Genomic DNA, 25,205 nt, shown 5'->3' with positions numbered 1-25,205 from the left:
TGCTCCACATTGCGATCGGTGCCGGCTGAGCGGGATAGGCCTGTGATGGCAGTTCAAGATTTGCCGGCGCTTCACGCATTGCGTGCGCACAACTCGCCGTGGATTGCACCAGATTGCACCAGATTGCACGTAGTGCGGTAGTTTTCCTTTACCGACAGGCCCGGAAAACTTAGCTTGGATCGATCTAAATCCAAGGATAGGGCGATGGCACAATCTGCTGAAGACGGCAAGGCAGCACGGCCAAAGCAGGTCACGTTGCTCAATGTCGCTCGGAAAGCGGGCGTGTCACGGGCGACGGCCTCGCTGGTGGTCCGAAAAAGCCCATTGATCAGTGAGCGCACGCGGATTGCCGTAGAATCTGCGATGGAAGAGCTTGGCTATGTCTACAATGCGGGCGCCGCACGCTTGCGCGCCTCCCACAGCCGAACGGTCGGCGTCATCGTGCCGAACCTGACGAATCCGTTCTTTTCAATAATGCTCGCGGGCATTGAAGGCGTGCTTGAGGCGGCCGGTTATGCCGTCATCCTAGCCAACTCCGGCGAAGATGCGGGGAAGCAGCGCGGCTTCATCAGGCGCATGCGCGAGCATGCGGTCGACGGTCTGATCATGTGTCCGGCGAAGGATACGCCACATGAACAGATCTCAAAGATCACCGAGTGGAGCCTTCCCTTCGTGCAGGCTCTCCGTTTCGTCGAGGACAGCCGCACCGACTACAGCGGCATAGATTACGAGGGTGGCATGGCAGCCGGCGCGAGACGGTTGATTGCGCTCGGCCACCAACGGATAGGCTTTGTAAGCGTTGATGCCCATTATTCCGCCGAAGCTGCCAGGCTGCGGGGATTTCACAAGGCGCTGGAGGAAAGCGGCCTCGAACCGACGTTCATCGTTGAATGCGGCTTGAGCGCGCGTGCGGCGCGTGCGCTTGCCCCTTCGCTCGTTAAGTCTCATCGAGCCTCTGCGATAGCCTGCTTCAACGATGTGATCGGCCTCGGGCTCCATCGTGGCCTGATCGATCTCGGGATCGAGATCGGCAGACAGGTCTCTCTCTTAGGCTTCGACGACGTTCCGGAGGCGGAACTGGTCTCTCCGGAGTTGGCCTCGGTATCGACCGACCCACACAGTGTTGGAGAGGCGGCCGCCCGATTGTTGTTGCGACGTATCGCGCACCCGGAATCGCAGATCGAGTCGATCATAGCAAAGGTCAAATTGGTCGAACGGCCCTCGATCGGTCCCGCAACGGTTGACGGCGCGTAGCGGAAGGGCTTAGATCGATCTAAAGCCGAGCTCGTGTTGTGTCGGCTTGAGCTCGGAACGGGGAGGAACCAAGCTGGAATACCAGTTCAATTTCGCGCCCGTTTTTGAGAATTTCGACCAACTCCTGATGGGAGCACTGGTGACGATCGAGCTCACCTTCGGCGCCATCATTCTCGGCACGCTCATAGCCATTCCCTGCGCGGCGGGAAAGTCCGCTGGGCCTCGTCCCGTGCGTTGGCTCGTCAGCGCCTATGTCGAAGCGATACGCAACACGCCCTTTTTGGTGCAGATATTCTTCATCTTCTTCGCCCTGCCGCGACTCGGTCTCCGGCTCGATCCCAACACGGCGGCGCTTACGGCGCTGACCATCAATGTCGGCGCATACGCTACGGAAATCGTCCGCGCCGGCATCGAATCCATACAGCGCGGCCAGGTCGAAGCCGGCACCGCACTTGGCCTCTCGCGCATCCAGGTATTTCGCTACATCATTCTCAAGCCGGCGATGCGCACGATCTATCCGGCGCTCACCAGCCAGTTCATCTATCTCATGCTGACGTCCAGCGTCGTGTCGGTGATATCAGCCACTGATCTGGCCGCCGCCGGGAACACCATTCAGTCCGAAACCTTCGCGGCCTTTGAGGTCTATCTCGTCATCACCTTGATGTATTTCCTGCTGTCGCTCGGTTTTTCCGGGCTGTTCTCGTCAATTCAGCGCGCCCTTTTCAACTATCCGTTGGCACGGTAGGGAGCGCGGGCGGTGATCAGGTCCTTCGGCGCAAACGAGTTCTGGTTCATCGTGCTGGCGGCTCAATGGACGGTGGCGCTATCGGCGGTGGCCTTTACCGGCGGAGCGTTGGGTGGTCTTGCAATAGCGCTGGCGCGCATCTCGCAAACGGCGCTGCTGCGCTATCCGGCGATTGGCTATGTCCGCCTGTTCCAGGGGACGCCATTGCTTATGCAGCTTTTCCTCGTCTTCTTCGGCTTCAATATCTTTAATGTCTCGATGAGTCCGTGGGGCGCGGCTGCTATTGCCTTGACCCTGCATGCGAGCGCCTTTCTCGGAGAAATCTGGCGCGGCTGCATTCAGGCGGTCCCCGGCGGGCAATTCGAGGCATCGTGGGCACTCGGCCTTAAGTATTACGACCGCATGCGCTATGTCGTTCTGCCTCAGGCGGCAAAAATCGCAGTGGCGCCGACAGTCGGCTTTCTGGTCCAGCTTATCAAGGGCACGTCACTTGCCTCGATCATCGGCTTCGTGGAGCTGACCCGCGCGGGACAGATCGTCAATAACGCCACCTTCGCGCCGTTCACCGTGTTCGGCCTTGTTGCAGCTCTCTACTTCATATTGTGCTGGCCGTTGTCGCTGCTGGCGCGCAATCTCGAGCAGCGTTTCTCTGTCGCTACTCGTCGGTGACGATCGAAAGAAGGGAAGGAGAACATCATGAGTATTCTCAATAAGGCTATCGGATTTGCCGCTGCAGCGGTAATAGCCCTCGGCGTTGCGACCGCGGGCGCAAAGGCGCAAACCCTGGAGGAGGTCGAGTCTCGCGGAAGCATCAACATCGGGATGCTGGTCGATTTCCCCCCATTCGGGTTTCTCGACGAGCAAGGGAATCCGGCCGGCTACGATGCCGAGGTTGCACGGCTCCTCGCGGAGGATCTGGGCGTCGAGCTCAACATAGTGCAGGTGACGGGACCGAACCGGATACCATATCTTCTGTCAAACCAGGTCGACATCCTGGTCGCCTCGCTGGGCATCACGCCGGAGCGCTCTGAGCAGGTGGACTTCTCCGATCCTTATGCCGGCATCGAGATCTTCGTTTACGGTGAGGCTGATCTGGAGGTGAACGATGCCGAGGATCTTGCCAACCAATCGATCGCGGTGGCTCGAGCCTCGACCCAGGACACGGCTATTACGGAAATCGCCCCGGACAGCGCGAACATTCAGCGTTTCGACGATGATGCCAGTGCCGTCCAGGCACTTCTTTCCGGCCAGGTCCCGTTGATGGGCGCATCGAATGTCGTCGTGTCACAGTTGAACGAACGCTCGCCCGGCTCATACGATGTAAAGTTTTCACTGAGCAAGCAAAGCCAGGGGATCGCCACGCGCCCCGGTCAGAACGAGATGATGGCCTATATCAATGATTTTTTAGCCCGCAAAAAGGAAAGCGGTGAGTTGAACGAGCTTCACCAGGAGTGGGTCGGCGGACCGCTTCCTGATTTCGTCGCTGAAACCGAATAACGCATCCAAGCGGGATGGCGGCATGCCAGACGCAGCGTCGCAAGTAACTATACAGGAGACCGATCCCGGCATGCCCGCTATCCGTATGGAGAACGTCGATAAGTGGTTTGGACACTTTCAGGCACTGAAGAACATCGACCTTGAGGTGGACCGCGGCGACAAGATCGTTGTCTGCGGTCCTTCCGGCTCAGGAAAGTCGACGCTCATCCGGTGTATCAACCAGCTGGAGACAGTGCAGCGCGGGAGAATATTCGTCGACGGCATCGAACTGACCGCCGGCCCGAAAAACGTCGAGAAGATCCGTCGCGAAGTCGGCATGGTCTTCCAACAGTTCAATCTGTTCCCACATATGACGGTCCTTCAGAATTGCATGCTGGCGCCTATGAAGGTGCGCGGCGTGAAACGTGCCGAGGCGGAGGAGACCGCGCGCCGATACCTTGCCCGCGTAAAAATACCCGAACAGGCCGAAAAATATCCCGCCCAGCTCTCGGGCGGGCAGCAGCAGCGCGTGGCGATCGCGCGTGCCCTGTGCATGAACCCGAAGGTCATGCTGTTTGATGAGCCGACATCCGCGCTCGATCCGGAAATGGTCCAGGAGGTGCTCGACACCATGATCGATCTCGCCCAGGAGGGCATGACCATGGTGGTCGTCACGCATGAAATGGGCTTTGCCCGAAAGGTTGCCGACCGGGTCGTCTTCATGGACAAGGGTGAGATCGTCGAGACCGGCGACCCCGAAACCTTCTTCTCCAACCCACGACATCAGCGCACTAGAACGTTCTTGGGGCAGATAGGCGGCACTCAATAAAAATGGTCTTGGTGCGCTCGATCCAGCTGAGCTACGAATGCCCGATGCCGCGCCTACGCGGGCGGTGGCTTCTTTAGCTCTCCGAACCTTGGAGCTCTAATAGCGCATCAGGCAGATACACATTTGGCCTGACCTGCCAAGGCGGTCCATCCTTGGTTCTGAAAAGATTGCGAACGTCGCTTAGTCTCCGCAAATCTATTCGTCCGTCCGTGGAGCGCCGAGCGACGCTACGGCACGGACATGGGTATTCGCGTCACCGCTCTCTCACATTTCCGAGTTACTCCGCTGCCGCCACGGGGCCGCCACAGAGCTGTGGCAGCCCAGCAAAAGATCATTGCCATCCCAGCCGACGCGCAATAAGCACTGCGGGGAAAGGACTTGGTGTCCGGTGCTGTTGTCGAGGCGGTGCATAGATTGCTCCGGCGTAAGCCGAATGCCACCTGTGAGAGAGGACCGAATTTCCGATGCACGTAACTTTGTTTGGAACAGGCTATGTCGGATTGGTAACGGGGGCCTGCCTGGCCGATGCGGGACACAATGTCCTGTGCATGGATGTTGATGAGAGCAAGATCGAGCGGCTGCGGGCAGGCGAAGTTCCTATCCATGAGCCGGGTCTCGAAGCTGTGGTAGAGCGCTCGGTCGATGCGGGGACGCTTTCGTTCACCTCCGACCCGGCCGAGGCGGTAGCCCATGCCGAATTGCAGATCATCGCCGTTGGCACGCCGGATGACGGCGACGGCGCGGCCGATCTGAGCTACGTGCTGGAGGTGGCCGGCACGATCGGCCAGCTTATGGAAAAAGACAAGATCGTCGTCGTCAAGTCGACCGTGCCGGTCGGAACCTGCGACAAGGTGAAGGCGCGGACGGCCGAGGTACTGGCGGAACGGAAGGTTTCTCTCACCTGTGACGTGGTCTCCAATCCGGAGTTTTTGAAGGAAGGCGCGGCGGTTGCGGACTTCCTCAAGCCCGACCGCATTGTCGTCGGCACCGCTTCGGAGCGCTCCCGGGCGGTGATGAAGGAGCTTTACGAGCCTTTCAACCGCAATCACGACCGCACGATCTATATGGATGTTCGCTCGGCGGAGCTGACGAAATACGCCGCCAATGCTATGCTGGCGACCAAGATCAGCTTCATCAACGAGGTGGCCAACCTGGCGGAGCGGCTCGGCGCCGATATCGAGCAGGTTCGGCGCGGCATCGGCTCGGACCCGCGCATCGGCTATGCCTTCATCTATCCCGGCATTGGCTATGGCGGCAGCTGTTTTCCCAAGGATGTGAAGGCGCTGATCCGCACAGCCGAGGCCGCGGGCTACCGGGCCGAGCTGGTCGAGGCCGTGGATGCGGTCAATCAGCGCCAGAAGACGGTGCTGTTCGAGCGCATTGTGAGCCACTATGGCGGCCGTGAGGCGCTCAAGGGCAAGACCATCGCGCTTTGGGGCCTTGCCTTCAAGCCGAATACGGACGACATGCGCGAAGCACCCAGCCGCGTCGTGATGGAGGCGCTTTGGGAGTGCGGCGCGCGCGTGCAGGCGTTCGATCCGGTCGCCATGGAGGAGACGCGGCGCATCTATGGCGCGCGCGAGGACCTTGAGCTCGCCAGTGACAAGTACGCCGCGCTTTCGGGCGCCGAAGCGCTGGCGGTCTGCACCGAGTGGCAGCAGTTCCGCGCCCCGGACTTCGACGAGATGGCGTTGCGGCTGAACTCCAAAACCATCTTCGACGGGCGTAACATCTATGCGCCGGAGCGGCTGCAGGACGATGGCTGGACCTACATCAGCGTCGGCCGCGCGTCGATCCTTCCGCAACCAAAGGCCGTCCGGCAAGCTTCATGAAAGTTCTCGTTGGCCGCGTTTTCAATGATAAGCGGTGCGAACTGTCCGCCAGCGAAGAGTGAAAAGTCTGGATTCATGACATCTAATCTCGTTCCTGATTTGTCAGATACATCAATCGCAGTGATCGGACTCGGCTATGTTGGCTTACCGCTAGCGGTCGCGTTCGGGAAACGTCGGAGAGTTGTGGGATTCGATATTGATTCCCGACGCATTCGGCAATTGAGGGAAGCTTTCGATGCGACGCGTGAGTGCACCCCGGAGGAGTTGAGGGAAGCCAAACATCTCAACTTTACCACGGATCCGGACGAACTTCGGAATTGCAACATCTTTATCGTCACGGTGCCGACGCCAATTGATGCAAATAAGCAACCAGACCTTTCCGCGTTATTGAGTGCTACCGAACAGGTCGGGAAAGTTTTGAGCCGAGGGGCGATCGTCGTTTATGAGTCTACGGTTTATCCAGGGGCTACGGAGGAGGATTGCGTTCCGGTGCTTGAGCGCACTTCAGGGCTCAACTTCAATTCTGATTTTTATGTGGGCTACAGTCCGGAAAGGGCAAATCCGGGGGATCGGCAACATCGCCTTTCGGACATCGTGAAGGTGACGTCGGGATCTACGTCCGAGGTAGCCGATTTCGTCGATCGGCTTTATCAGGAAGTCGTTCCCGCTGGGACTCACAAAGCGCCTAGCATAAAGATCGCTGAAGCGGCGAAGGTCATCGAAAATACTCAGCGAGATCTTAATATAGCTCTCGTTAACGAACTCGCCATCATATTCAACCGGCTTGGGATCGATACAGAGGCGGTCCTAGAAGCAGCTGGAACCAAGTGGAACTTTATGCCCTTCCGCCCCGGGCTTGTGGGAGGGCACTGTATAGGAGTCGATCCGTATTATCTCACCCAGAAGGCGCAGTCGATTGGCTACCATCCGGAGATCATTCTGGCGGGCCGGAGGGTGAATGATGGCATGGGTGCTTATGTCGCTTCGCAACTCATCAAGATGATGCTAAGGCGACGCATTCATGTCGAAGGGTCGAATGTTCTGGTTATGGGCTTATCTTTCAAAGAGAATTGCCCAGACCTGCGAAACACCAGAGTGCTCGACATCATCAACGAGTTGCGCGACTACAACGCGAACGTCGAGGTTTTCGACCCGTGGGCCGATCCGGAAGTCGCAAAAAACGAATATGGCCTTGCGTTGGTCTCCCAGCCGCAAAAGAGCACCTATGACGCCATTGTGCTTGCCGTCGGCCACGAACAATTCAAGATCGCTGGCGCCAGCGAAATCCGCTCATGGGGGAGGGATCAACACGTTCTGTATGATTTGAAAAGCGTGCTTCACCCTGACGAAAGCGATCTGCGCCTTTAAAAAAGGATCTACCTTGAAAGTACTTGTTACTGGAAATGCCGGGTTCATCGGCTTTCATGTGGCCAAGCGCCTTATCGAGCGCGGCGACGAGGTTGTCGGCTTCGATATCGTCAATAGCTATTACGACCCCGCACTGAAAGAGGCTAGGCTCGCGCTGCTCACCGAAGCGGGCGGACGCCAGGGCGGAAGCTACGCGTTCGTCCGTGCGGATCTGGCCGACCTGGCAGCGGTTGAGCGCTGTTTTGTCGAGCATGAGTTTGACCGGGTGATCCACCTGGCCGCGCAGGCGGGCGTACGCTACAGCTTGGAGGATCCTCACTCCTATGTGCAAAGCAACCTGGTGGGCTTTACCAACATTTTAGAGGCTTGCCGGCATTCGAAGGTCGGCCACCTCACTTATGCCTCTACCTCAAGTGTATATGGCGCGAACACGAAAATGCCGTTTTCTGAGCATGATGGTGTTGATCATCCGCTGCAGTTTTACGCCGCGACAAAACGCGCTAACGAGCTGATGGCCCATAGCTATTCAAATCTCTTTGAGCTGCCGACCACGGGCCTGCGCTTCTTCACGGTATACGGTCCGTGGGGCCGGCCGGACATGGCACTGTTCAAGTTCACGCGGCTGATGCTGGAGGACAAGCCCATCCCAGTCTTCAACCACGGCAATCACACGCGCGACTTCACCTATATCGATGACATTGCCGAGGGCGTGATCCGCGCCAGCGACGCGCCGGCCGCGCCTGATCCGGGCTGGAATGCCGAAAGTCCCGACCCGTCGGGGAGCAGCGCCCCCTTCCGCATCTTCAACATTGGCAACAGCGAGCCGGTCAAGCTGATGGACTATATCGCCGCGCTCGAAGAAGCACTGGGCCGCAAGGCGGAGTTGGAGCTTCTACCGATGCAGCCGGGCGATGTGCCGAATACCTCTTCCGACACGAGCGAGCTCGAGACTCATGTTGGCTACCGCCCCCAGACACCGGTAAAGGAGGGCGTACGCCGTTTCGTGGAGTGGTACCGAGCCCACTATACCGCCCGCGAGGCAACACCGGGGTGATGCAGATTGCCGGCGCCATTCGCTCCCTGCGTTCGGGCGAGGGCCTGAGGGGCCAACTCATGCGCGGCGGCGTGGGGTCTGTGGCGGTGAAGATCGCCAGCACTCTACTCAACGTGCTCATGGCCATTGTCTTGGCACGGCTTTTGGGGGTGGAAGGGTTCGGCGTTTATTCTTTCGTCTTCGCGGTGGTTACCATCATGGCCATTCCCGCGCAGATGGGTCTGCCCAACCTCGTGGTGCGTGAGACGGCAAAGGCGCAGGCGGACGGTCGCTGGGACGTGATGAAAGGGCTTTGGCGCTGGGCAAGCCTGCTGGCGCTAGCCATCTCGCTAACTTTGATCGTAGCGGGCGTGCTGGCCGCTTGGGTTTTTTCGGAGCGCTTTTCCCCTACCCAACTGGCAGTCTTCTATTGGGGGTTGGCGCTGGTGCCGCTCATCGCCCTGGGAAACCTGCGCGGTGCAGCGCTCCGCGGACTGCGGCATGTGGTTCGGGGTCAGCTTCCCGAATTCGTTCTGCGACCCGCAGTCTTCATCGTCCTAGTGCTGACCGCGCATCTCGGTATGGTAGGGCGAACGCTAACAGCGTCAAACGCCATGATGTTGCATGCTGCAGCCAGCCTCGTTGCCTTCGCCATCGGCGCGGCAATGCTGATGCGCGCGCGGCCGGCGGAACTCATAACTGAACGCCGTGAGACCACCTGCTGGCGCCCTTGGTTGGCCAGCACATTGCCTTTGGCGATGGTGGAGGGAATGCATATAATAAATCAAAACATCGGGATTCTGGCCCTAGGAGTATTTGCGAATGCTGAGCATGTCGGCCTGTTTCGTGTTTCTTTGCAAGGGGCGACGATGGTAACCATTGGCCTCACGGCTATAAACTTGGTCGTTGGCCCCCATTTCGCGAGGTTCCATGCCCGCCAGGACACGGAACGCCTTCAAATGCTCACAACTTTAAGCGCGCGGGCAGCCTTGGCGATCGCGGTGCTAATTACCTTGGTGTTTATCTTATTCGGTAGGGAGATTTTGCGCGTACTTTTCGGAAGTGAATTCGAGCCTGCATACCCCGCCCTGATAATAGTGTCGTTAGCTCAACTTGCAAATGCATATACCGGGTCGGTGGGTTCACTACTCATAATGTCAGGAAACGAACGCAGTGTTATTGCAGGCCTAATTAAGTCTGCCTCACTAAATATTATTTCTATGCCTATATTAATTCATCTATGGGGAGTTAATGGGGCAGCTCTCTCGATGAGTATCGCTATCATATATCTAAACGCAAACTTTATATTTAGCGCTTCGAAAAAATTAAAGATCACAATTGGACCGTTAGGGAAGAGAACCAGACACCTAAGCGAACGGGAATGACTTGATCAAAGCATCTTGCCATTGATCTAGGTCCCTCCTGGCACGCGTGGCAATTTTATGTAGCTCGGTCAAAGGCTTTGAAATCAGCTCGCTGTATGAAGTAGGTGCATTAAATGGTTCATCTCTCGCGGAGGCATGATCATGGAACTTAAAATCAGACCTCTTATAGAGATCGTTTACCGACCTTGCCCAAATAGCTGGTATTCCGAATGAATCAGCAACGATCAATCCGTGCAAGCTGCTTGAAACAACAAGCTCCGCTGAAGCGATTTCCTTAACGGTTGGGAGAGCTTCATTGTCTGGGTTGACCACCTTCCAGTGCTCCGGAAGAGCTAATGTCCTCACATGTTCTTCATCAACAAAGTGTGGAACCAGTGCTACACTCGCTGTAGGGCGAGGCCGAGACACGATCTGGCTTGCCAGTATCCCGGGGTCGCCGATTGGGCCGTCGAATTGTGACAAACGGTTTGCGGTCAAGACGCCACGAACTGCATGTACAAATAGATTTGCTGGCCAGTTCGCGGTAGAGTCCTCTAACATGAATCCAGAACCCCAGACGTGTAAATCCGATGGCCGCAAACGGAAGATTCTAGTCAGCACTCGTCTCGGCCATCGCGCACGTGAATAGGAATCAAGTATGCTGCCTACAGCAAGCAGTTCTGCATCATGCATTGCCACCGGGACGGCTGATACACCAAACAACCGTTCGAGCAGCGGTATCGTCAACTCGTCACCGAAGTTCCCAACCTTCAAGCCCTTCGGATGCGAGCGATATATTTTTACCGTCCGAGGCATGATAAAGCCATCCCAAGTTGCTCAAAAGATTAGGGTGTTTCGCTATGTCTAGCGCGTTCCTTTCTGTGGTGATACCACTTTTTAACAAGGAACATACCGTCGAGCGTGCGATTGCATCGGTCCTTGCACAAGTACACACAAACTTTGAACTCATAGTGGTAGACGATGGTAGCACGGATAGTAGCGCCTCCGTGGCTGAGAGATTTGATGACCCGCGTCTCCGAATTGTTCGTCAACATAATTCCGGTGTTTCTGCAGCCAGGAACTCGGGTGTCCAAAGGGCCAGGAGTGACTACGTCTGCTTTCTGGATGCAGACGACGAGTGGCATCCAGAGTTTCTGACTCGGATTTGCGGGTTGATTCAGCTCAATGGCACAGCCGGGCTATATAGCTGCCGCTACGAAATTGTGGGCGCAGATGGGACAAAAAGATTAGGGCGGCTCTCACTTAAAACAAGCCACCGCGGCGAAGTGGGAGATTTTTTTTATCATTATCGGAGAAGCCGATCATTGCTTAATTCTTCGAGTGTCTGCGTAAGTAAACGCGCACTTGCTGAAAGTGGTGGCTTTCCTGTCGGAGAAGCTGTTGGAGAGGATGTTTATGTGTGGCTGACCGTTGCACGGCACTTCCGTGTCATGTTTGATGCACGAGTCTCATCCACAATTCATCAGGATGCAGAGAATCGAACTGTTGATCGCCTGCCAGTTGCAACTCCCTATTACCTGCGGGCTTTTTTGTCGGATCGACCGCATCAGCAGGTTAACCCTCAACTAATAAAGCTCCTACAATCATACGTGGTGATCTATGCTGCCGCGTCGGTCGTAAGGGAAGCCAGAGAAAAGGCGCAAGAATATGCTGAGTTAATTCGTCCGCACAGCACAATTCATTATCTCCTATGCAAGGCGCTATTTTATTGCCCCCCTTCTTTAGTGCTTACGTATCGTCGTTTAAGGGTTGGGCGGCGAAAGATTGAATATTACATCAATAGCGTGGCGAGAGCTCGTTGATGCCTTCGACCCGAACTGCCGAACGTGTCGCAACTCTCGCTACGGTATTTTATTTTGTTTTACTAACTTATCTTGTGGGCACTCGCCCCGAGTCGGCTGGGCGAGATACCGACAATTATATCGCCTTTTTTCATCACATTTTAGAAGGTAATACCGGAACAAGGTACGAGATCGGATTTCGTATCTTTACCGCTTCAGTGGCAGCCTTCAGTAACAGTGAAGGTATATATCTCGCCACAATATATGCGATTGTGACGCTCTCTATTTTTGGAGCGCAGTATCTGTATGCGCGTATCCTTGATCAAAGGGGCAGGTATTTATATTTTCCGTTAATTTTATCTATTTTGCTTTCGTCAAGTTGGTACATTGTTGCTACAACAAATGGTCTTAGGCAGGGAATTTCCCTTTCTGTTCTGTATATCGCGGTAATGCTTATTCTGGTTTATAGAAGGACTGCGTACTTCGTCGCAATATCAGGTTTTGCTGCGCTATTTCACATAACAGCAATTCTACCGATACCATTCATTATCCTGTTTAGGTTTATTCCTTACAAACTATCGTTTTGTATTTTCTTTATGACAGCAGTGGCCTATGCGCTAGGAATTTGGAGGCAGTTATTTTATTATTTGCATATATTCCTCAACATAAACATTTATGATAGTGTCATTAATTACGCAGACGGCGCGGACATGTGGTATGGATTCCAGCTGGATCTGTTTGCGTATACATTATTTTGGCCCATATTTTACATTATCATCACTCCCTTTATTAGGAAGAGATATCTTAAATTGTTTGTGCGTATGCTGGTTGCGTACATGGCCCTTTGTATGCCTTACTTTATATTCGGATTTGGCCCGTTCTCTAACCGCTACGCCATTATCGCCTGGCTTTTTTTACCACTTCTCCATTGCGGATTTATCGTCTCCTCAAAGTTTAGAATAGATGTGAAATGGTGCCTGTTGATTGCCTTCGCGTTTGCAGGATCGTATAAATATTTATCGTATATTGAAGTAATTGGATGAACCGTCGACGAGGACTGTGGAAGGTACTTTGCTCCCGACCTACTAGACAGTTATTGGCTATGCACACTATGGCATTGGTCGTGCAAGGTCCTCGTAGAGGGCGAGATGCCGGTCGCGGATGCTGTCGATATCGAACGAGCGCTCCACAAGCCTCCGCGCTTCACGGCCCATTTCCAGCCGCTTGTCACCGCTTTTCAACAAAGCGGTTGTTCTCTCCGTCATCGCGTCGACATCACGGTGGGGCACGAGTGCGCCAGTTTCTCCGTTACGCACGGCCTCTCTCACCCCTGGCACGTCGAAGGCAATGGTGGGCAGCCCCATTGCCGCAGCTTCCAGAATAACGCGCGGGACGCCTTCGCGATAGGAAGGAAACAGGAAGATATCGCTCTGCTCTAGCAAGGGGCGCACATCTGCCAGCCGGCCCAGGTATTCGATCCGGACCTGAGAAATCACCCAGGAGAGATCAATGCTGTCCGGGTGGTCGGGATCCGCCTCGCCGGCCAGGAGAAAACGCACATCTGGCCATTCGGCGCGCACGCGGCTGGCCACTGCTACAAATTCCTTCACGCCCTTCTGCCCTAGGAGGCGACCGATCATAGAAACCACCGGCGCTGCATCGGCCCGGGCACTCCTGTCTACGAAGGGATAGCGCGCTAAATCCACCCCGGAGCTCGCGATTATCATGCTGTTGTCTTCGCGAACCCAGGCCTTCTTCAGAAACAGTGCGTGGTCGTCGGCATTCTGAAAGATGGTCATGTCGGCCTTGGGCAGGGACCAGCGGTAGCCGGCCGCGGCTAACCTGGCAGTGGGGCCGCCGGTCACGAAAGCATGGCCCAGACCGGTTATCGTGTTCACGACCGAAACGGACTTGCCTAATTCCTTTCGTGCGGCGAGCGTTCCCATAATTACTGGCTTGGCGTTAAAATGATGCACGAGGCGCGGCTTATAGGATCGATACAGTCGGCGAAGTATCCGAAATGCAGCGATATCGCTATGGATCGCAAGACCGCCCCTCTCGAAAGAGCATTCATACACCTCACAACCGGCATCTTTGAGGCCATCCGCATAGCTATCGATCGAGCATGCCGCAGCCACGCGCCAGCCGGCGCGAACGAGGGCCTGCATAATGCCCAGCCGCGAATTGTATAGAGCATAGCTTCTGTTGGCGACGAAGACCGCGGCGGGAGCGTGAGGAGTGGAAGTTGCGGACAATGGGAGCTTTCCTAAATTGTGAAAATCTTTGTGATATGCAGCCGGTTGTATCGGTTAGAGGCAGCTTGTGTGGCCCTCTGCTTTCCTATATTCCGACCGCAAAACGATAGCTACTCATCAGAATTGGCATCCAAGATGTACGTGATTATCATTGGAGCCCCGCGCTCGGGCACGAATATGCTTCGCGACGCGCTGACGTCCCTGCCCAGCGTGGCAACATGGCCGTGTGACGAGATCAACTATATCTGGCGCCACGGAAATCTTCGTTACCCATCCGACGAGTTCACACCCGATCTCGCGACACCGCGGATCAAAGCGTATATACGGCGGCAGTTTGAGAAAATGCAAACCCGGAGCGGGCAGCCTGTTCTGGTAGAAAAGACTTGCGCGAACGCGCTACGCGTCGATTTTGTGGATGCCGTTGTCCCGGAAGCGAAATTCGTTCACATTTATCGCAATGGGCTCGATGTCGTTGATTCCGCAATGAAGAGGTGGAAGGCTCCGCTCGACATTCCATACCTCGCGCGCAAGGCACGATACGTGCCGCTTTCCGACATGCCGTTTTACGCGACGCGCTACGCCGCGAACAGGCTGTACCGGGTTCTCTCGCGCCGTGATCGCCTGGCTTTCTGGGGGCCGCAGCTTTCGGATATGCAAAGCTTGCTTGCAGAGTACACGCTGGAGGAGGTCTGCGCGCTGCAGTGGAAGCGCTGTGTCGAAAACGCATCTGCATCTTTCGCCAACATGCCGGACGGTAAAGTGATCAACATCTGCTATGAGCAGTTCGTCGCTGCGCCCCAAGCCGAGCTCAAGCGAATTACGGACTTCCTCGGTTTTGCCTCCAGAGACGCTGATATCGCTAATGCTGTCACCCCGGTTACCCCGACGCGCGTGGGCGCGGGGAAGAAGTCGTTGAGCGATCGACAGCGAGACCGCCTAAGCGAGTTGGTCGGCAACACCCTGGATCGCCTCGGCTATGCCGCGTAGCAACGGGCTGACGAAAGGCCAGACCGCTCTCAAGCGGGCCTTCGACGTATTCGTCTCCGGTTGCGGGCTTGTTGCCGTAGGCTGGATCATTATCCTGGCATGGCTCGCTGCCACCATCGATACGGGAGAGAATGGCTTTTTCCTGCAGAGGCGGATCGGACGAGGCGGAAAGCCATTCCGGATAATCAAGCTGCGCACAATGCGCACTACTTCTCAGACCCACGGTCACATCACCACCAACAATGACGAGCGTATCACGCGGCTGGGACGCTTTTTCAGGGCGACCAAGATCGACGAGTTGCCTCAGCTCCTAAACGTACTCGCCGGGCAGATGAGCCTCGTGGGACCCAGGCCCGACGTGCCGGGCTACGCCGATGAGTTGAGCGGAGAGGACCGTGTTATTCTGTCGGTGCGCCCCGGGATTACGGGACCGGCTTCCTTGTATTTCAGGAACGAACAATCCATTCTCGCTCAAGTGGACGATCCTTTCTCATACAATCGCGATGTCATCTACCCCAAGAAGGTACAAATCAATCGCGATTACATTGAAAACTGGTCTTTCCAAAAGGACCTTGGATATATCTGGAAGACTGTTTTTCACTAGAACAACACACCGAGAGCCCCCAATGCCCGCTTCCAAACTTTCCCCCTGGCCATCGTTTTCGCAAGAGGAAGCCGAGGCCGTCGCTGATGTCCTGCTTTCCAACAAGGTGAACTACTGGACGGGGGACGCTTGCAAGAAGTTTGAGGCCGCTTTCGCCAAACGGATGGGAACCGAATACGCAGTTTCCCTGATGAACGGCACAGTCGCCCTTGAGCTTGCGCTCAGGGCACTAGGGGTCGGGCCAGGAGACGATGTCGTCACGACCCCCCGCACATTTATTGCTTCGGCTTCGGCGGCGGTCAGTGTGGGTGCGAACCCCGTTTTTGCGGACATTGACCGCGACACGCAGAATATAACCGCCGATACGATTGCACAGGTTATCACACCGCGGACAAAGGCCATCATCTGCGTCCATCTGGCCGGCATGCCTTGCGAGATGGATGCCATCATGTCCCTGGCCAACAGCAAGGGCATCGTGGTCATAGAGGATTGCGCCCAGGCCCACGGCGCCCTTTATAAGGGCCGGTCGGTCGGATCGATCGGGCACATCGGCGCCTGGTCGTTCTGCCAGGACAAGATCATGACCACCGGCGGCGAAGGGGGAATGGTCACGACAAACGATAAGGATCTGTGGGAATTCATGTGGTCCTACAAGGATCATGGAAAAACCTGGGAAGCTGTATATGAACGACAGCATCCACCTGGTCCACGCCTGGTGCACGATCGCTTCGGCACGAACTGGCGCATGTTGGAGATGCAGGCTGCGATAGGGCTGATCCAGCTTGAACGACTCGAAGGCTGGCGAGAGAGTCGGGCGAAGAATGCCGCGCTGCTCTCCGACACATGCCGGAAATTCCCGTGTATGCGGGTGCCCTCCGTGCCCGAGCACATCACGCACGCCCATTATCGCTTCTACGCCTTTGTGGAGCCGCAAGCGCTTGCTGCCGGATGGACGCGTGATCGGATCATCGCGGAACTCAACAGCCAGGGCATACCCTGCCTTCACGGATCTCATTCGGAGATTTATCGGGAACAAGCTTTCAACAATACCGGCTGGTGCCCTTCAGACAGGCTCCCGGTGGCAAAGGAATTGGGAGAAACCAGCATCGCGTTTCTCGTGCATCCAACCCTCACATCAGCCGACATGGAAAAGATTACAAGCGCCTTGTCTGAGATACTTGGTAGGGCATCAGCCGAGTAATCGATGAGGTTCGGCGGTTCTCATCCCGCGATAAACGCTCAGAGCGGTTTTACAATCCGCCTCTAACGAATTGATTTCATTGGTCGGCCATCAGGCGATCGGAGGCAGACTGCCGGCGGAGCCCTTGCGGGACAGATCAATTCACGAAAGCACCCGTCGCGAAACGATGCGAAGTTGCGTTAGAGGCGGTTAGAGGAAGTGTTCCCCGCGGAAAACCGCCAGGATGGATGGCGCGTCCGCAGCAATTCCGGAAATCAGATGAAGTAATCGGGGTGTTCCCGCTTGAGGTCGGCGATACGCTCCACCGTGCCGGACAGGTGCGCCCGCATTGCCGCACCGGCCGCGGCGCCGTCGCCCGCTTCGATAGCATCGAGCACTGCGCGATGACCTTCCAGCACCGCACGCATTTTGCCCTGCTTGGGCAGGTCGAGGGAGCGCACGCGCGTGAGGTGGCCCCAGCGGGATACGATGTGTCGATGCAAGTTGACCTGATTGACCCCTGCGAACAACGCTTCGTGGAAGGCGTCGTCGAGCTGCCTGAACAGTGCAGTCTGCTCAACATCCTCCGAGAGGGCTTCCTGCATACGCAGAATGCCTCTCGCCTTCTTGGTTGCCGTTGTGTCGTCCATCTCGGAAAGCTGCCGCACGACCTCGCTTTCCACCGAGGAGCGGAGAAAGTGCTCTTCTCGAACCCGTGCAGGATCGATACGCGTCACGACCGTTCGGGATTGCGGATAGGAAATAACCAACGCTTCCTGTTCCAGCCGCATGATCGCTTCACGCAACGGCGACTGGCTCACCTTGTAGCGCTCAGCCAGCGCTGAACGGTCAAGCGTCAGACCGGGTGGAAGCTCGAGGGAAACGATGCGCCGCCGCAAACCCATATAGACACGCACCGAGGCCGGCAAATGCGCCTCGGCGTTCGCCTCGTCCATATCGGCATCCGACAGGTTGTCGAAAAGCCCACTACTCACAACCTTTGCCTCCAACTGAATGCGTTTCCGTCATCACTGCTTATCCTTTTTCCGGTCCGGCTACATCACTGCTTCCGGCAGAGCCAGAGAAAGTGCGGGAATCTCAACAAGCAGGACCAGGAAGAGGAGTATTGCGAGAAAGAAGGGGAGTGAAGCGCGCGTGTATTCCCACGTCTTGCATTTCAAAACGCCGCACACGGTGAACATGATAACGCCGACGGGCGGCGTGAGGCCACCGATGTTGATCAGTAGGACAATCAGAATGCCCATGTGCACCGGGTCGAAACCGACATTGATGAGCACCGGCATGACGATGGGGGTTACCAGCAGGATATTGGCGGCTCCTTCCAGGAACATGCCGCTGATCAGGAGCACCAGGATGACAAGCGCAAGGATCGCGATTGGCTCGTTTGTCAGCGTAGTGACGAACTGGGTTATCTCTTGCGGCACCTGCTCGATGGTCATTGCATAGCCGAGCACGGCAGCCATCATGATGAGCAGCATGACCATGCCCAGGTCGGAAACGGATTGGCACATCGCCTCGTAAAGGCGCTTGGCGTCGAGCTCGCGGTAGATAAGCGTACCGACGAAGAGAGCATAGAAAACGAGGAAAACCCCGGCCTCTGTTGCCGTGAAGAAGCCGAAGCGGAAGCCGACGATGAGGATAACCGGAAAGGCCAGCGCCCAGACGCTATCCAGAAAACTTGCCCAGACCTCCCGGCCTGTTGGAAGCTTGCCGACCTCGGCTGCATAGCCGTTTCGCTTGGCGACCAGCCAGGTCGTCCCCATCAGGATAAACGTAAGGAAGACTCCAGGAATGATGCCTGCCAGGAACAGGCGGCCTATCGAGACCTCGTTGATAAAGCCGAAGAGGATCAACCCTATGCTGGGCGGAATGGTCGCCGTGATGATGGAGCCAAATGCCAGGATCGCGGCGGCAGCTCCCTTGGAGTAGCCCTGGTCTAGCATACTCGGGCCGAGCAGGCGCGCTTCCATCGAAGCATCTGCCACGGCCGAGCCCGAGATCCCGCCCATCATGAAACTCAGTGCGATCGAGACATGCGCAAGCCCGCCCACCATCCAACCCGTCAGGAGACCGGAGAAGTGTACGAGCCGCTTGGTTATGCCGGTCGCGTTCATCATGTTGCCGGCGAGGATAAAGAAGGGCACCGCCAGAAGCGGGAAGTTCTGCGTCGCCGTCACCATCTTCTGGAGTACGACGGTGGGCGGCATCGTTCCGCTGAGCGTGAAAACGGGGATGGCCGCCAACGCGAGCGCGAACGCAACCGGCAGGCCGATGATCAGAAAGATCGCAAAAAGGGCTGCGATAAGGGCGATCATGTGGATTACTCAGCCAATTTTCGAACGCTGCGATAAAGATGCACCAGAAGTGTTCGCAGCATGAGAAGAAGCCCGACTGCCATTGAGGCGTGGACCAGCGAGGCATTCATCTGCGTCGCTCCGATGAGGCGCGGATGCATGAGCGCGGTGTTGATCAGCGCGTAGACCCCGAGAAACCCGACCAGAGCAACCAGAATCAGAATGTTGAGGACTTCCGCATAATGCCGCAGAGATGGTGGAAGCAGGTCGAGCAGAAGTGACATGCCGATATGCCGATCCTGCTGGAGCGCGAGGTCCGCGGCGACCATGGCCAGCCATGCGAACAGCAATTGGGCGATCTCGATCGACCAGATAATCGGCGCCCCGACTACGCGCGCGGCGGCCGCCACCCCGACCAGAACGACGATCAGGGCAAGCAGGAGGACCGCAAAAGCGAATTCTATACGCTGATACATCGCGGCCCCCCAGTTTTCTGACAATCGTGCAGGCATACGCCGGTCGATCAGTTGCCCAGCACTTCTCTCACCGTCGCCGCCTCTTCCTCGAGGTCGAGCTTGGTATACACGTCCTGGACGGCTTCGATGAATGGCGTCCGGTCGATTTCGTCCACTGAAACACCCGCCTCAGAAACCGCCTGAAGCGCTTCTTCGCTCTGCTCTATTGACAGCTGCGAAGCGTAGCGGCCGTTCTTTACGGCAAGATCGCGGACGATCTCCTGGTTCTCCGGAGAGAGCTGGTCCCATGTATCCGCTCCGACGACCAGAGCCGTGACGAGCTGAATGTGCGCAGTCTTGGTGACGTTCTCGACCACTTCGTCGAGTTTGGCGCCCGTGATCGCGGTCGGCTGCGCCTCAGCGGCGTCGAGCGTACCCAACTGAAGGGCCGAATAGACTTCACCCCAGGCCATGGGCGTGGGCTCGGCCCCCATTGCCCTGATCGTCTCGATCCAGATCGGCGCGCCGATCGTGCGCATACGCACACCGGACAGATCCTCGGGCGTACTGACTGGCTTCTGCGTCAGCAGATGCCGCGCGCCCTGATACCAGTTAGACGCAAGCATTACGAGCCCCGCTTCCTCCTTCAACTCCTCACCCCAGGCGAGATACTCGTCGGAAAGCGCGAACTTGTCTGCATCCGCATATGTGTCGAACAGGAACGGCGCCGACATGATGGCGAGCGAGGGAACGAAGCTGGAAAGCCGCGCGACGTCCGTCACGGTGCCGACATTGGCGGCGGCACGCGCCTGGTCCAGCATCTCCGTCGTGTCGCCAAGCTGCGAATTGTGAAAAACCTGGACGACAACGTCCCCGCTTGTCGCTTCCTCCACTTCTTCGCTGAACTTTTCCAGCCCCTGTCCCATCGGATCGTCCGGCGCCAGAACCGTTCCGATCCGTAGGGTCGTTTGTGCCGACGCCGGCAAACTGAAGAGCACGGCAGCGGAAATCGCGGCTGCGAACCTGAATGCTTTCATGTGAATGGACATGTTTTCCTCCCTTGTCCCGGTAAAAATCGAACTGAACGTTTAGAACGATTGATATTTTAGTTGATATAAAATACTAATCGTTAAATGATGTCAATTGGCTTATTTTGCCACGAAAGGAGCCCGGTATTGGATCGCCAGCTGGAATTTGACTTTCTATCCATGTCTCGGGCGACGCTGGGTGAAAGTCCTGTCTGGTCGGCAGGCGGGAACTGTCTTTGGTGGGTCGACATCGAAGGAAGCCGCGTATTCCGTACCGACGCGTCCACCGGCCGAACCGTGGAATGGTCCACACCCGAGATGGCTGGCATAGCCGCGTGCTGCGGGGGTGGTGGCGTCGTTGTGGGCATGGAGAGCGGCCTTTTCCACTTGCACCTGTCCACAGGACATTTCGAGCGCGTTGCAGCATTGAACGAGCGAGGCGTGCGCTTCAACGATGCCACGGTGGATTCCATGGGGCGCCTGTGGGCCGCAACCATGGAGTTCGCGTATCGCCGGCCGGCGGGCATTCTGTACCGTATCGATCCGGATTTCACGATGCACGAAGTTGTAACCGGCCTCTTCATTCCCAACGGCCTTGCAGTGGATGAAGAGCGTGGCCGGCTGTACTTCTCCGACTCGCACCCCGACCTCCAGACCGTCTGGTGCGCGGATCTCGACTTTCGCAGCGGAAGCATAGGGGAGCGGCGAATCTTCGCCCGGTTCGAAAACAGGCGTGGACGGCCCGACGGCGCCACGATCGACGCCGACGGTAACTACTGGATCGCAGGCGTGGGTGGTGGCTCACTGCACGTCTTCTCGCCGGAAGGTGACCACCTGCACCAATATGAGGTGCCCGTCGATAATCCGACGAAAATTGCGTTCGGAGGCTCGGACCTGAACCAGATTTATCTCACATCCAAGGCAGACCGCGGCAACGGCGGCCGCCTGGCGGTGACGAGAACGGGATCGCGGGGACGAATGAGCTTTTCATTCGGTGATCGATTGCGCGAGCGCGATCACACCTAAGCTTGACCTCAATTTCAGTGACCCGGAAACTTGAAAACGGAATGGTACGCGATGACTCGAAGGACCTATGATGAACTCCGCAGCGCCCGCTGGTTTGCGCGCGACGACTTCCGCGGGTTTGGGCATCGCTCACGCACGCTGCAGATGGGTTTTGCGCCGGAAGACTGGACGGGCAAGCCCGTCATCGCGATCATCAACACCTGGTCCGATATCAATCCCTGTCATCAGCATTTCCGCCAGCGGGCCGAGGATGTAAGGCGGGGCATTCATCAGCAGGGTGGATTTCCCATCGAACTGCCGGCCCTTTCGGTGTCGGAGAATTTCATCAAGCCGACGTCCATGCTCTACCGCAACATGCTTGCCATGGAGGTGGAGGAGATGATCCGCTCGCACCCAGTGGACGGCGCCGTGCTGATGGGCGGATGCGACAAGACCACGCCGGGGCTGGTCATGGGCGCGGTTTCGGCCGGCGTCCCATTCATATACCTGCCTGCCGGCCCAATGCTGCGCGGCAACTGGCGCGGCAAGACACTTGGTTCGGGATCCGACGCTTTTAAGTACTGGGACGAAAAGCGCGCCGGTACGATAGGCGACAAGGAGTGGTCCGAGATGGAGATGGGCATTGCCCGCTCCTACGGCCATTGCATGACCATGGGCACCGCTTCGACCATGACCGCGATAGCCGAAGCGCTGGGATTGACGCTGCCCGGCGCGTCCTCAATTCCGGCAGCCGATGCGAACCACATCCGCATGTCGGCCGCCTCCGGCCGGCGCATTGTGAATATGGTTTGGGAAGATTTGACCCCCGAAAAGATCCTCTCCCGCGCAGCGTTCGACAACGCCGCGACCGTTGCCATGGCAACAGGCTGCTCGACCAACGCGGTCGTTCATATCATCGCGATGGCACGCCGGGCTGGCGTGGAGCTCACCCTTAATGACCTCGACGGGAAAAGCCGCACGACTCCCGTGATCGCCAATGTCCGGCCGGCCGGCTCGACATATCTCATGGAGGATTTCTTTTATGCCGGCGGTCTTCCCGGCCTGATGACCCGTCTGGGAGAGCGGCTCGACGGTTCCTGCCTGACGGTCACCGGACGCAGTCTGGGTGAGAATATCGCCGGTGCCGAGGTCTTTAACGACGACGTCATCCGCACCGTGGACAATCCGATCTATTCCGAAGGTTCACTCGCGGTGCTGCGTGGAAACCTCGCGCCCGACGGCGCCGTGATCAAGCCGGTCGCCTGCGACCCGAGATTCCGCGTCCACGAAGGGCCGGCGCTGGTGTTCGATTCCTACCCCGAGCTCAAGAAGGCGCTCGACGACGAGGACCTGCCGGTCACGCCCGATCACGTCCTGGTTTTGCGCAATGCCGGACCGAAGGGCGGACCGGGCATGCCGGAATGGGGCATGATCCCCATGCCGAAGGCCCTCCTCAAGAAAGGCCACAGGGATATGGTGCGCCTTTCGGATGCCCGCATGAGCGGCACCAGCTTCGGCGCCTGCGTGTTGCATGTCGCGCCCGAATCATATGTCGGCGGGCCGCTGGCGCTGCTGCGTACGGGCGACGTCATTCGCCTCGACGTACCGAATCGGCGTCTCGACATGCTTGTGGACGAGGAAGAACTCGCCCGCCGCCGTGCCGAGTGGACCCCGCCACCCGAGCGTTTCGGGCGCGGCTATGGCTGGATGTTCTCACGACACATCGAACAGGCTGATAAGGGCTGTGATTTCGATTATCTGCGCAGCGATTTCGGTCTGAGCGCGGGCGAACCAGACATTTTCTGAGGGGAGCGAACAAATGACAGATCACAAGCTGAGCGACGAGACACGCACGCTGCTCAAGAACGTTTCCACCGCATCGCTGTGCACGGCCTTATACAAACGCGGCCTGCGCAATCAATTTGTCCAGGGTGTCGTCCCCGTTTCGCAAAAGACGGAAAGGATGGTCGGCCCCGCTTTCACGCTGCGCTATATTCCGGCGCGTGAGGATCGCAACGGGATCGAAGTTTTCCGAAACGCGGATCATCCCCAACGCGCCGCGATCGAGACCTGCCCCTCCGGACACGTGCTGGTCATGGACAGCCGCAAAGATGCGCGCGCGGCCTCGGCCGGTTCGATCCTCGTTATGCGCCTGATGCAGCGTGGCGGTGCCGGTGTGGTCACCGACGGCGGTTTTCGCGACGCTGAAGGCATTGCTGCTCTAGATATCCCGGCCTTTTACCAAAGGCCTTCCGCGCCTACCAATTTAACCCTCCACGAAGCCATCGACCTGAATGTGCCGATTGCCTGCGGCGATGCACCGGTGTTCCCCGGCGATGTGATCGTCGGCGACTCTGACGGCGTCGTCGTGGTGCCCGCCCATCTCGCCGCGGAACTGGCGGTGGAATGCGCGGGCATGGAAGATTTTGAGAATTTCGTTCAGGAAGAGGTCATGAAAGGACGTCCGATCATTGGCCTATATCCGCCGACGAGCGAGGAGGTGCAGGCCGACTATCAGGCCTGGCGGAAGAAAACCGGCCGCTGAAGGAGGGGCGCTGGAGCGCTGCCGTAATGGCGCCTTGTTTCGCGGCGAGCAACGGGGACGAATGGAAGTGGGGAAGTACGCATACCATGTTGTCTCGCCGGATTTTTACCGTTTCTCTGATCGCTGGCCTGGCGGCGCCATATGTTAGCCGCGCATCGGCTCAGGCGTTCGATGATATTCGCACCTCGGCCCGTGAGATGGACCAGCTCCACTCGATCCAGATACAACTCGGGGACGAGCCGGTTCTCGAAGAAGCCTTCCGCGGCCCGGGCCTCGACCGGCCAGCCAACATCAAGTCGTGCTCCAAGAGCGTTGTTGCCCTGCTTTTGGGAACGGCGATCGACAGCGGCGAGATCGCCGGTGTCGAGGCACGTTTGGGGGACGTCGCCCCCGACATCATTCCGTCAGACGCGACAGCGGGAGTCGCCGATATCACGATGGAGGACCTCGTAACGCTGCGCGCCGGCCTCGAAGGAACCTCGGGGCCGAATTATGGTGCATGGGTCAATTCCAGCGACTGGCTGGCCTATGCGCTCCGCCGCCCCATGATCGCTCAGCCCGGCACCCGGATGATCTATTCGACTGGCACGACGCACATTCTCGGCGCGGCCCTGACGGCGGCGAGCGGCGAGAGCCTGCTCGCCCTCGCGCGCGACAGGCTCGGGTCGAAGCTCGGCTTCCAGGTTCCACCATGGACGAGGGATCCGCAGGGCTATTATCTGGGCGGGAACGAAATGGCGCTGACACCACGGGCCATGCTCGCCATCGCCCGGTTAATACGCGACAATGGCCGTAGTGACGGCGCGCAGGTTATCCCTGCCGACTGGGTTGACGCCTCGCTGGTCCGGCGCACCCGATCTCCCTTTTCCGGTCTCGGCTACGGCTATGGCTGGTTTCTGAGCGAGTCGGGCTATGTCGTCGCGCGCGGCTACGGGGGGCAATTGATCGCCGCCCACCCCGAACGACGACTTGCCATCGCGATAACTTCCGATCCCACGCGCCCGGCTTATTCGCGCGGATATTTTGGAGATCTGATGCAGCTTCTGGAAGGACCCGTTCTGTCGGTTTCTCGTGAATCGTGAGGAAACGATTTACGTCTCCTTCTTGAAGATCAAAGTTTGCCGGTGC

The 25,205-nt window shown here is 57.5% G+C and carries 24 protein-coding genes; 18 read left to right on the top strand and 6 right to left on the bottom strand.

Going from position 1 to position 25,205, the window contains the following annotated elements; translation table 11 throughout:
- Positions 1 to 204 precede the first annotated feature (204 nt).
- From LY631_RS15290 to LY631_RS15250, 9 genes are all read left to right on the top strand, one after another.
- The gene (locus LY631_RS15290; RefSeq protein WP_274426451.1) at positions 205 to 1,254 is read left to right on the top strand and encodes a LacI family DNA-binding transcriptional regulator; all 1,050 of its coding nucleotides are present in this window, start codon (positions 205 to 207) and stop codon (positions 1,252 to 1,254) included.
- 73 nt (positions 1,255 to 1,327) lie between these two features.
- Entirely contained in the window at positions 1,328 to 1,999 is a 672-nt protein-coding gene (locus tag LY631_RS15285; RefSeq protein WP_445082897.1) for an amino acid ABC transporter permease, read from the top strand.
- Between the two features lie 12 nt (positions 2,000 to 2,011).
- Positions 2,012 to 2,668: an amino acid ABC transporter permease gene (locus LY631_RS15280; protein WP_274426449.1), complete on the top strand. Its 657-nt coding sequence runs from the start codon at positions 2,012 to 2,014 to the stop codon at positions 2,666 to 2,668.
- Between the two features lie 27 nt (positions 2,669 to 2,695).
- Positions 2,696 to 3,496, top strand: a complete 801-nt coding sequence (locus LY631_RS15275) for a transporter substrate-binding domain-containing protein (protein ID WP_274426448.1) — start codon at positions 2,696 to 2,698, stop codon at positions 3,494 to 3,496.
- Between the two features lie 22 nt (positions 3,497 to 3,518).
- Complete coding sequence (locus LY631_RS15270) at positions 3,519 to 4,304, top strand: amino acid ABC transporter ATP-binding protein (RefSeq protein ID WP_274426447.1); 786 nt, start codon at positions 3,519 to 3,521, stop codon at positions 4,302 to 4,304.
- A gap of 464 nt (positions 4,305 to 4,768) precedes the next feature.
- Positions 4,769 to 6,136, top strand: coding sequence for a UDP-glucose dehydrogenase family protein (locus LY631_RS15265; RefSeq protein ID WP_274426446.1), 1,368 nt, complete (start codon positions 4,769 to 4,771; stop codon positions 6,134 to 6,136).
- A 75-nt stretch (positions 6,137 to 6,211) separates the two neighbouring features.
- Positions 6,212 to 7,504 carry a Vi polysaccharide biosynthesis UDP-N-acetylglucosamine C-6 dehydrogenase TviB gene (gene tviB / locus LY631_RS15260; RefSeq protein WP_274426445.1) on the top strand — a complete coding sequence of 431 codons (1,293 nt, stop codon included), beginning with the start codon at positions 6,212 to 6,214 and terminating at the stop codon, positions 7,502 to 7,504.
- 13 nt (positions 7,505 to 7,517) lie between these two features.
- Entirely contained in the window at positions 7,518 to 8,558 is a 1,041-nt protein-coding gene (locus LY631_RS15255) for an NAD-dependent epimerase (protein WP_274426444.1), read from the top strand.
- A complete protein-coding gene (locus tag LY631_RS15250) occupies positions 8,558 to 9,922 on the top strand; it encodes an oligosaccharide flippase family protein (protein ID WP_274426490.1) in 1,365 nt (454 codons plus the stop codon). The genes LY631_RS15255 and LY631_RS15250 overlap by 1 nt, the downstream gene beginning before the upstream one ends.
- On the opposite strand, the gene LY631_RS15245 is transcribed toward LY631_RS15250, so the two are convergent.
- Positions 9,905 to 10,717 (bottom strand): polysaccharide pyruvyl transferase family protein, encoded by an 813-nt coding sequence (locus LY631_RS15245; RefSeq protein WP_274426443.1) that lies wholly within the window; start codon positions 10,715 to 10,717, stop codon positions 9,905 to 9,907. The genes LY631_RS15250 and LY631_RS15245 overlap by 18 nt on opposite strands.
- Positions 10,718 to 10,761: 44 nt before the next feature.
- On the opposite strand from LY631_RS15245, the gene LY631_RS15240 reads away from it, so the two are divergent.
- A complete protein-coding gene (locus tag LY631_RS15240; RefSeq protein ID WP_274426442.1) occupies positions 10,762 to 11,724 on the top strand; it encodes a glycosyltransferase family 2 protein in 963 nt (320 codons plus the stop codon).
- Positions 11,724 to 12,746: an EpsG family protein gene (locus LY631_RS15235; RefSeq protein WP_274426441.1), complete on the top strand. Its 1,023-nt coding sequence runs from the start codon at positions 11,724 to 11,726 to the stop codon at positions 12,744 to 12,746. Before LY631_RS15240 ends, LY631_RS15235 begins: the two co-directional genes overlap by 1 nt.
- Before the next feature lie 66 nt (positions 12,747 to 12,812).
- Here LY631_RS15235 and LY631_RS15230 read toward each other — a convergent pair whose 3' ends face one another.
- Entirely contained in the window at positions 12,813 to 13,958 is a 1,146-nt protein-coding gene (locus tag LY631_RS15230) for a glycosyltransferase family 4 protein (protein ID WP_274426440.1), read from the bottom strand.
- Between the two features lie 18 nt (positions 13,959 to 13,976).
- On the opposite strand from LY631_RS15230, the gene LY631_RS15225 reads away from it, so the two are divergent.
- Genes LY631_RS15225 through LY631_RS15215 form a run of 3 tightly spaced genes read left to right on the top strand, consistent with a single transcriptional unit; the run spans position 13,977 to position 16,750 of the window.
- Positions 13,977 to 14,945, top strand: a complete 969-nt coding sequence (locus LY631_RS15225; RefSeq protein WP_274426439.1) for a sulfotransferase family protein — start codon at positions 13,977 to 13,979, stop codon at positions 14,943 to 14,945.
- Positions 14,935 to 15,549, top strand: a complete 615-nt coding sequence (locus LY631_RS15220; RefSeq protein WP_274426438.1) for a sugar transferase — start codon at positions 14,935 to 14,937, stop codon at positions 15,547 to 15,549. The genes LY631_RS15225 and LY631_RS15220 overlap by 11 nt, the downstream gene beginning before the upstream one ends.
- Positions 15,550 to 15,571: 22 nt before the next feature.
- Entirely contained in the window at positions 15,572 to 16,750 is a 1,179-nt protein-coding gene (locus LY631_RS15215) for a DegT/DnrJ/EryC1/StrS family aminotransferase (RefSeq protein WP_274426437.1), read from the top strand.
- Between the two features lie 254 nt (positions 16,751 to 17,004).
- Here the strand turns inward: LY631_RS15215 and LY631_RS15210 are convergent, their stop codons facing one another.
- The 4 genes from LY631_RS15210 to LY631_RS15195 are packed head-to-tail and all read right to left on the bottom strand — an operon-like array spanning position 17,005 to position 20,548.
- Positions 17,005 to 17,724 (bottom strand): GntR family transcriptional regulator, encoded by a 720-nt coding sequence (locus tag LY631_RS15210; protein ID WP_274426436.1) that lies wholly within the window; start codon positions 17,722 to 17,724, stop codon positions 17,005 to 17,007.
- A gap of 60 nt (positions 17,725 to 17,784) precedes the next feature.
- Positions 17,785 to 19,065, bottom strand: a complete 1,281-nt coding sequence (locus LY631_RS15205) for a TRAP transporter large permease (RefSeq protein WP_274426435.1) — start codon at positions 19,063 to 19,065, stop codon at positions 17,785 to 17,787.
- 5 nt (positions 19,066 to 19,070) lie between these two features.
- The gene (locus LY631_RS15200) at positions 19,071 to 19,520 is read right to left on the bottom strand and encodes a TRAP transporter small permease subunit (RefSeq protein ID WP_274426434.1); all 450 of its coding nucleotides are present in this window, start codon (positions 19,518 to 19,520) and stop codon (positions 19,071 to 19,073) included.
- A 47-nt stretch (positions 19,521 to 19,567) separates the two neighbouring features.
- The gene (locus LY631_RS15195) at positions 19,568 to 20,548 is read right to left on the bottom strand and encodes a C4-dicarboxylate TRAP transporter substrate-binding protein (RefSeq protein ID WP_274426433.1); all 981 of its coding nucleotides are present in this window, start codon (positions 20,546 to 20,548) and stop codon (positions 19,568 to 19,570) included.
- Positions 20,549 to 20,674: 126 nt separating this feature from the next.
- Between LY631_RS15195 and LY631_RS15190 the strand changes: the two genes are divergently transcribed.
- The 4 genes from LY631_RS15190 to LY631_RS15175 all read left to right on the top strand — a co-directional run bounded on the left by LY631_RS15190 (position 20,675) and on the right by LY631_RS15175 (position 25,159).
- Positions 20,675 to 21,553, top strand: coding sequence for an SMP-30/gluconolactonase/LRE family protein (locus LY631_RS15190; RefSeq protein ID WP_274426432.1), 879 nt, complete (start codon positions 20,675 to 20,677; stop codon positions 21,551 to 21,553).
- Between the two features lie 51 nt (positions 21,554 to 21,604).
- The gene (gene araD, locus LY631_RS15185) at positions 21,605 to 23,338 is read left to right on the top strand and encodes an L-arabinonate dehydratase (protein ID WP_274426431.1); all 1,734 of its coding nucleotides are present in this window, start codon (positions 21,605 to 21,607) and stop codon (positions 23,336 to 23,338) included.
- A gap of 13 nt (positions 23,339 to 23,351) precedes the next feature.
- Complete coding sequence (locus tag LY631_RS15180) at positions 23,352 to 24,077, top strand: ribonuclease activity regulator RraA (protein WP_274426430.1); 726 nt, start codon at positions 23,352 to 23,354, stop codon at positions 24,075 to 24,077.
- A gap of 86 nt (positions 24,078 to 24,163) precedes the next feature.
- Positions 24,164 to 25,159: a serine hydrolase domain-containing protein gene (locus LY631_RS15175; protein ID WP_274426429.1), complete on the top strand. Its 996-nt coding sequence runs from the start codon at positions 24,164 to 24,166 to the stop codon at positions 25,157 to 25,159.
- Positions 25,160 to 25,205: the final 46 nt, after the last annotated feature.

Origin of the sequence: Chelativorans sp. YIM 93263, from assembly GCF_028767125.1 — a bacterium.
Taxonomy (GTDB): domain Bacteria; phylum Pseudomonadota; class Alphaproteobacteria; order Rhizobiales; family Rhizobiaceae; genus Chelativorans.
The sequence above is the reverse complement of the archived record's forward strand: the minus strand, read 5'-3'. Positions and strand labels throughout refer to the sequence as shown.